Origin of the sequence: Kitasatospora sp. NPDC101235 (assembly GCF_044767505.1) — a bacterium.
Lineage (GTDB): Bacteria > Actinomycetota > Actinomycetes > Streptomycetales > Streptomycetaceae > Kitasatospora.
In genome coordinates this window covers 141,300-148,372 of the sequence record NZ_JBIWNZ010000007.1, presented here as the reverse complement: position 1 = coordinate 148,372, position 7,073 = coordinate 141,300, and the positions used below count along the sequence as shown (strand labels likewise).

Annotated in this window: 3 protein-coding genes, 4 tRNA genes and 1 pseudogene; 6 read left to right on the top strand and 2 right to left on the bottom strand. The window is 74.6% G+C overall.

Annotation, left to right across the window (positions count from 1 at the left end; all coding sequences use genetic code 11):
• The 4 genes from ACIRRH_RS14440 to ACIRRH_RS14425 all read left to right on the top strand — a co-directional run bounded on the left by ACIRRH_RS14440 (nucleotide 1) and on the right by ACIRRH_RS14425 (nucleotide 403).
• Nucleotides 1–58: transfer RNA gene (locus ACIRRH_RS14440), tRNA-Val, on the top strand.
• A gap of 44 nt (nucleotides 59–102) precedes the next feature.
• Nucleotides 103–174: transfer RNA gene (locus ACIRRH_RS14435), tRNA-Val, on the top strand.
• Between the two features lie 44 nt (nucleotides 175–218).
• Nucleotides 219–290 (top strand) — tRNA-Val (locus tag ACIRRH_RS14430).
• Between the two features lie 41 nt (nucleotides 291–331).
• Nucleotides 332–403 (top strand) — tRNA-Val (locus ACIRRH_RS14425).
• 296 nt (nucleotides 404–699) lie between these two features.
• On the opposite strand, the gene ACIRRH_RS14420 is transcribed toward ACIRRH_RS14425, so the two are convergent.
• Nucleotides 700–900 carry a hypothetical protein gene (locus tag ACIRRH_RS14420; protein ID WP_224283890.1) on the bottom strand — a complete coding sequence of 67 codons (201 nt, stop codon included), beginning with the start codon at nucleotides 898–900 and terminating at the stop codon, nucleotides 700–702.
• 405 nt (nucleotides 901–1,305) lie between these two features.
• Here ACIRRH_RS14420 and ACIRRH_RS14415 point away from each other — a divergent pair.
• Nucleotides 1,306–2,550 (top strand): annotated as a pseudogene (locus ACIRRH_RS14415) (serine/threonine-protein kinase); the annotation flags it as partial.
• 839 nt (nucleotides 2,551–3,389) lie between these two features.
• On the opposite strand, the gene ACIRRH_RS14410 reads toward ACIRRH_RS14415, so the two are convergent.
• Nucleotides 3,390–4,202: a TrmH family RNA methyltransferase gene (locus ACIRRH_RS14410; RefSeq protein WP_403066492.1), complete on the bottom strand. Its 813-nt coding sequence runs from the start codon at nucleotides 4,200–4,202 to the stop codon at nucleotides 3,390–3,392.
• Nucleotides 4,203–4,291: 89 nt separating this feature from the next.
• On the opposite strand from ACIRRH_RS14410, the gene ACIRRH_RS14405 reads away from it, so the two are divergent.
• Nucleotides 4,292–7,033: a SpoIIE family protein phosphatase gene (locus ACIRRH_RS14405; RefSeq protein ID WP_403066490.1), complete on the top strand. Its 2,742-nt coding sequence runs from the start codon at nucleotides 4,292–4,294 to the stop codon at nucleotides 7,031–7,033.
• Nucleotides 7,034–7,073 lie beyond the last annotated feature (40 nt).

The following is a 7,073-nucleotide window of genomic DNA, read 5'->3' as shown; positions in this document are numbered from 1 at the left end:
TCAGCGGGAGAGCACTACCTTGACACGGTAGGGGTCACTGGTTCAATCCCAGTATCGCGCACGTCGGATCCTCCGGGATCCGCTGCAGGACCGCCGCACCAGGCGCGATTAGCTCAGCGGGAGAGCACTACCTTGACACGGTAGGGGTCACTGGTTCAATCCCAGTATCGCGCACAGTAACGGGCCCTCCGGGGCCTGCTGCAACACCACCGCACCAGGCGCGATTAGCTCAGCGGGAGAGCACTACCTTGACACGGTAGGGGTCACTGGTTCAATCCCAGTATCGCGCACGTCGGATCCTCCGGGATCCGCTGCAGGACCGCCACACCAGGCGCGATTAGCTCAGCGGGAGAGCACTACCTTGACACGGTAGGGGTCACTGGTTCAATCCCAGTATCGCGCACAGTAACGGCCGGGGCCGCGATCCGTGAGGGTCGCGGCCCCGGCCGTTTGTCGTCCCGCTGGGTGGCTTCGGGCCCCGGGGAAAGATGCCGGGGAAAGAGAAGAGCCGCGTACGGACGCCCTCACCGACGTCCGTACGCGGCATCTCCGCCTGCCGGGGCGCTCTGCGCACCGCTCTCGCCCGTCCGCGTGTCATCGCGGCCGCGGCCTCCCCGGCGGCACCGTTCCCCGTCCCCAGGGGATCGGTGCCAGTCTTCGGCCGGCCCGTCGGGGCCGGCGTCTCCTTCTTCCTCCTGCTCAGCGGGTGATCAGATCGGCGACGGCCTGGGCCTGGTTCGCCATCTGCTCCCACCCGCCGAAGAGCAGCACCAGGAGCACGGCGCACGGCAGGGCCATGGCCAGCGCCACGGCGGGGTGCCGCGTGGGCTGTTCGGCGGACCGGGGCTGGACGGAGGCCGGCCGACGGCGGCGGGGGGTTCCCGTGAGCTGCGGTGGCATTTCCTTGCTCCTGATCCGGTCGAGTTGGCGCGGTGGACGGCTTACCTCGGGGGACGAGCTCCCCGTCCACCGCTGAACACAACGCTATTGGTCAGGGGTTCTCCGGGCGTCATGCCGTCGTACTGTTCCTCGGACGTCCCGGAGGATGACGATCGGACTCCGCGACTACTACCGCAGGGGGACGGAAGTCTCATCCGACCCCCGAGGGAACCCTGAGGGAGAACCCCGAGAAGCCCTTCGGCGACCCTGTGACCTGCAGGTCAGCGCAAGATCGGACAATCGCACGGTGGCTTCAGGTGTTGCGTATCAGCACACCGCAGCGGGCAGTCCGTAAGCTGTGCCAGACAGGAACTGACGACGGCCCAACCGACGGGGCCTCACCCACCGGCTGACGGGGAACGAGACATGGCGATGATGCGGCTGAGGCGTGAGGACCCCCGCATCGTCGGGCCGTACCGCCTGCACCGGCGACTGGGCGCCGGCGGCATGGGCGTGGTGTACCTCGGATCCGACCGCCGCGGGCAGCGTGTGGCCCTCAAGCTGATCCGCGCCGAGCTCGCCGAGGACCAGGAGTTCCGCACCCGCTTCGCCCGCGAGATCGCCGCCGCCTCCCGGATCCGGGGCGGCTGCACCGCGCGCGTCGTCGGCTCGGACATCGAGACCGAGCGGCCCTGGCTGGCCACCGCGTACGTGCCGGGGCCCTCGCTCTACAAGCGGGTCGGCGACGAGGGACCGCTGAACTGGCCCGAGGCGGCCCGGATCGGGGCCGCACTGGCCGACGGACTGGTCAAGGTGCACGAGGCGGGGGTGGTCCACCGGGACCTCAAGCCGTCCAACATCCTGCTCTCGCCCCGGGGCCCGCGGATCATCGACTTCGGCATCGCGTGGTCACGCGGCGCCAGCACGCTCACCCACGTCGGCACCGCGGTCGGCTCCCCCGGCTTCCTCGCGCCCGAACAGGTGCGCGGAGCCGCCGTCACGCCCGCCACCGACGTCTTCGCCTTCGGCGCCACACTCGCGTACGCGCTCACCGGGGACACCCCGTTCGGGTCCGGGGCGTCCTCCGAGGTGATGTTGTACCGGGTCGTCCACGAGGAGCCCGACCTCTCGGCGGTGCCGCCGCAACTGGCACCGCTGATCCGGGCCTGCCTGGCCAAGGAGCCCGCCGAACGGCCCGGGGCCGCCGCGCTGCACGAGCGGCTCAGCGAGCTGGCGGCGCGCGGTGCGGCAGCGGGCTCCGGCGGCGGTACCCGTGGCGCACGGCCCGGACGGGGCGCCCCGGCACCGGCTCCGGCCCGGCAGGAGAGCGGCCGTCCGGGCGTGTCGGCCCCCGGGGGCGCGCCCGAGCCGCCCGCCGCGGCGCGGGCCCGGGCGGCGGCGGTCCGCCCCGGCGCGCAGGCGGCGGGGGCCGCCGGACGGCGCCCGCCGGGGCCCGCCGCTCCCGTCCCCCGGCCCGAGGCGACGCCGGTGACCCGCCCGCTGCGGGCGCGTCCGGACCGTCCGCAGACCCCGCCCCCCGCCCGCCCCGGCCCCCGCGACCGGGCACGGCCCAGGGACCGTCAGCACGCCCCCTCCCCCGGTGGGCGGCCCGGCACCTCCCGACAGCGGCTGCTCCGGCAGCGGCTGGTGGTCTTCGTCACGGTGACCATCGGCGTGGCCCTGGCCATCGCGGCGGCGCAGGGGTGCGAGAACCGGGGCAACCAGAGCGTGCGGCCCCCGACCGGAGTGGTGACGAACGCGGGCTCCGGCGCCAACAGCGGTACGAGCGGCGGCGAGCAGGCGGTGCCGGGGTCGTCATCGGACGTCGCACGGCAGGCCTCGACCGCACCGCTCCCGGCAGCGGCGCGCGGGGCCGCGGACGGCGGGCTGACTCCGCCGCAGGCGCCGGTACCGGCCGTGGACTGGCCCAACCGCAGCTACTCCGACGGGGCCGGCGGGCCTGCCATCGCACTGCAGAACGGGCACTCGGTCGGGGCCGGGCCGCAGGTCGCGCTGAGCGCGGTGCTGCCGGCGCGGTACAACGGCCAGCCGGCCTCGGTGGTCGTCCTGCGGCGGGCGGAGGGCTCGGCGCCGGTCGACCTCGTCCAGCTCTACACCTTCACCGGGGACGCCCCGGTCGCCACCGCCTCCCGCACCTCGGTGGCGGACCCGCAGGCGACGGCCACCTGGCGACTGGACGGCAGCACGGTCGTCCGCGAGGAACGCGCGGCCGCCACCGGCGCCGTCACCTCCACCCGCTACGCCGTCCGTCCCGACGGCACCCTCGACGAATCCTGGCCCGGGGCCACCACCCCGCCCCCCGCCGCCGCCCCGGCCCCACCCACCGCCCCCGCAGGCTGACCGCGGGAAGCCGGACGGGCCGACCTGCGTCGTAGCGCTGTCGGCAGCGGCCAGACGGCAGCGCGGTCGCTGCGGCAACACCTCGTCGACACCGAAGCGGCGCGAGAGGTCGGGCGGGCCGACTCCCGGCACGAGGACCGCGGGAGAGGTTATGGGGTGGGGGTGGTGACGGCGTAGAAGGCCACGGCTGCGGCGGCGCCGACGTTGAGGGAGTCGATGCCGTGGGCCATGGGGATGCGGACGGGGTGGTGGGCGGCGGCGATGGCGCGGGGAGTGAGGCCGTCGCCCTCGGCGCCGAGCATGAGGGCGGCCTTGGGGAGGCCGTGCGGGGCGAGGCTGTGGAGGTCGACGGCGTCGTCGGCGGGGGTGAGGGCGAGCAGGGTGAAGCCGGCCTCGCGGACGGTGTCGAGCGCGGCGGGCCAGGGGTCCAGACGGGCGTACGGGACCGCGAAGACGGCACCCATGGAGACCTTGACGGCGCGGCGGTAGAGCGGGTCGGCGCAGTCGGGCGACAGCAGGACGGCGTCCATGCCGAGGGCGGCGGCGCTGCGGAAGATGGCGCCGAGGTTGGTGTGGTCGACCAGGCCCTCCAGCACCGCGACCCGCCGGGCCCCGGCGAGCACGTGCGCGGCGTCCGGAAGGGGCTTGCGTTCCATCGAGGCGAGGGCTCCGCGGTGTACGTGGTAGCCGGTGACGGCTTCGGCGAGCGCGGGCTCGACCACGTGGACGGGGGCATCGGCCTCGGCGATGACGTCGCCCATGACCTCCAGCCACTTGGGGGTGAGCAGCATCGACCGCATCCGGTAGCCGGCGGCGAGGGCGCGGCGGATGACCTTCTCCCCCTCGGCGATGAAGAGGCCCTCGGCGGGTTCGCGGCGGCGGCGCAGCTCGACGTCGGTGAGGCCGGTGTAGTCGGCGAGTCGGGGGTCGGCCGGGTCGGTGATGGTGCGGGGTTCGGACACCCTGCGATCTTGCCAAGCCCGGGCGGGGAAGGCCAAACGGCCGAGAGAGCGAGGTGGTCCTCGGCTGGCCGTAGTGCAAGCATGGCCATATGGCCCGAAATCCGGGCCGATCCTGGGCTGCGTCGGCCTCTGGCGCCACTGGCTCCGCCGGCTCCTCCGGTGGGCGCCCACACGGTCGGCCGCATCTGCCGCGCGCGAAGCGGCGGTGGCCGGTGTGGCACCGGTCGGTGGCGGGGCAGGTGTTCGCGCTCCAGATCCTCGTCGTGCTGCTGGTGGTGGTGGCGGCAGCGGTGACACTGGTGGTGCAGTCCCACAGCGACGCCGAGCACGAGGCGCGCAACCGTTCGGTGGCGGTGGCGCAGGCCTTCGCCAACTCTCCGGGCATCGTCGCCGCGCTGCGTTCCCCCGCCCCGACGGCCGTCCTGCAGCCCAGCGCGGAGGCCGCACGGGTCAGCTCGGGTGTGGACTTCATCGTCGTGCTGAACGACCAGGGCATCCGCTACACCCACCCGAACCCTGCGCGGATCGGCCAGAAGTTCGTCGGCACCTACGAGCCCGCGCTGCACGGCCACGTGGTGACGGAGCAGCTCACGAGCACGCTCGGCTCGCAGGTGCGGGCGGTGGTCCCGGTGCACGCACCGGACGGCTCGGTGGTCGGGGCGGTCTCGGCGGGGATCACCCTGAGGAACGTCAGCAGCACGAGCGAGCGCCAGCTGCCGGTGGTGCTGGGTGCGGCGGCGACCGCGGTGGGGCTGGCCACGCTCGGGACGGCGCTGATCAGCCGGCGGCTGCGGCGCCAGACGCACGGGCTGGGCCCGGTCGAGATGACCAGGATGTACGAGCACCACGCGGCGGTGCTGCACGCGGTGCGCGAGGGCGTGATGATCGTCGGCGGGGACGGGCGGCTGCTGCTCTGCAACGACGAGGCGCGTCGGCTGCTGGACCTGCCGCCGGACGCCGAGGGCCGCCCGGTGGCCGAACTGGGCCTGGAGCAGGCACCGCTGGAGCTGCTGACCGCCGACCGCCCGGTGACCGACGAGGTGGTGCTGTCCGGGGAGCGGCTGCTGGCGGTGAACATGCGGCTGATCGGCCAGGCGGGCGGCCCGCCCGGCTGCGTCGCCACGCTGCGCGACTCGACCGAGCTGGCGGCGCTGTCCGGCCGGGCCGAGCGCGCGCAGCGGCGGCTGCGGCTGCTGTACGACGCCGGGGTGACGGTGGGCAGCACGCTGGACGTGACGCGGACGGCGGAGGAGCTGGCGCAGGTCGCGGTGCCGCGGTTCGCGGACTTCGTCACGGTGGACCTGGCGGACCAGGTGCTGACCGGCGAGGAACCGCCGCCGGGCTCCTCGCTGGCGCGGATGCGCCGTGCCGCGGTGGCCGGCGTACGGGACGACGCGCCGTTCTACCCGGTCGGCACGGTGCTGGACGTGGTGCCCGCGACGCCGCTGGCCGGGGTGCTGCACAGCGGGGAGCCGGCCATCGAGCCGCACCTGCCGCAGGCCACCCGGTGGCGGGAGCAGGACCCGGAGCAGTCGGCTCAGGTGCTGGCGTACGGGGTGCACTCACTGGTGCGGGTGCCGCTGCGGGCCCGCGGGGCGCTGCTGGGGGTGGCCCGGTTCTGGCGGGCGCAGCGGGCGGAGCCGTTCGAGGCGGAGGACCTGGCGCTGGCCGAGGAGCTGGTGGCGCACGCGGCGGTGTGCATCGACAACGCCCGCCGCTACACCCGGGAGCACACCATGGCGGTGACGCTCCAGCACAGCCTGCTGCCGCGCAGGCTGCCCGAGCAGACCGCGCTGGACGTGGCGCACCGCTACCTGCCGGCCCAGGCCGGGGTGGGCGGGGACTGGTTCGACGTGATCCCGCTGCCGGGCGCGCGGGTGGCGCTGGTGGTCGGGGACGTGGTGGGGCACGGGCTGCACGCGGCGGCGACGATGGGCCGGCTGCGCACGGCGATCCACAACTTCTCGACCCTGGACCTGCCGCCGGACGAACTGCTGGGGCACCTGGACGAGCTGGTGAACCGGATCGACCAGGACGAGGCGGCGGGCGGTGAGCACGCGGAGCTGGCCGGGGCGACCTGCCTGTACGCGATCTACGACCCGGTGTCGCGGCGCTGCGCGCTGGCCACCGCCGGGCACCCGCCGCCGGCCGTGGTGGACCCGCAGGGCCGGGTGGTGTTCCCGGAGCTGCCGACCGGGCCGCCGCTGGGGCTGGCGGTGCTGCCGTTCGAGACCGCCGAGCTGGAGCTGGCCGAGGGCAGCCGGCTGGTGCTGTACACGGACGGGCTGGTGGAGGGCCGTGAGCGGGACATCGACGAGGGGCTGGAACTGCTGCGGGCGGCGCTGTCCGGGCCGCCGCGGACGCCCGAGCAGACCTGTGTGGACGTGCTCGGGGCGATGCTGCCGGAGCACCCGCAGGACGACATCGCGCTGCTGGTGGCGCAGACCAGGGTGCTGGCGCCGGACCGGGTGGCGCAGTGGGAGGTGCCCTCCGACCCGGCCGCGGTGGGCGGGGTCCGGGCGGCGGTGGCGGAGCGTCTGACGGCCTGGGGGCTGGCGGAGGCCGCGTTCGTGACCGAGCTGATCCTGAGCGAGCTGGTGACCAACGCGATCCGGTACGGTTCCGGGCCGATCCGGGTGCGGCTGTTGCGGGACCGTTCGCTGATCTGCGAGGTGTCGGACGGCAGCAGCACCTCGCCGCACCTGCGGTACGCGGCGACCGAGGACGAGGGCGGGCGCGGGCTGTTCCTGGTCGCGCAGTTCGCGGACCGCTGGGGGACGCGCTACACCGCGACCGGGAAGGTCATCTGGACGGAGCAGCCGCTGGAGTAGCCGTGGAGCGGGAAGTCGGACCAGCCGACTTCCCGCTCCA

Bases quoted from the DNA above. Each gene is read 5' to 3' on its own strand.
- ACIRRH_RS14420 (WP_224283890.1), bottom strand. From the start codon at position 900: ATGCCACCGCAGCTCACGGGAACCCCCCGCCGCCGTCGGCCGGCCTCC.
- ACIRRH_RS14405 (WP_403066490.1), top strand. From the start codon at position 4,292: ATGGCCCGAAATCCGGGCCGATCCTGGGCTGCGTCGGCCTCTGGCGCC.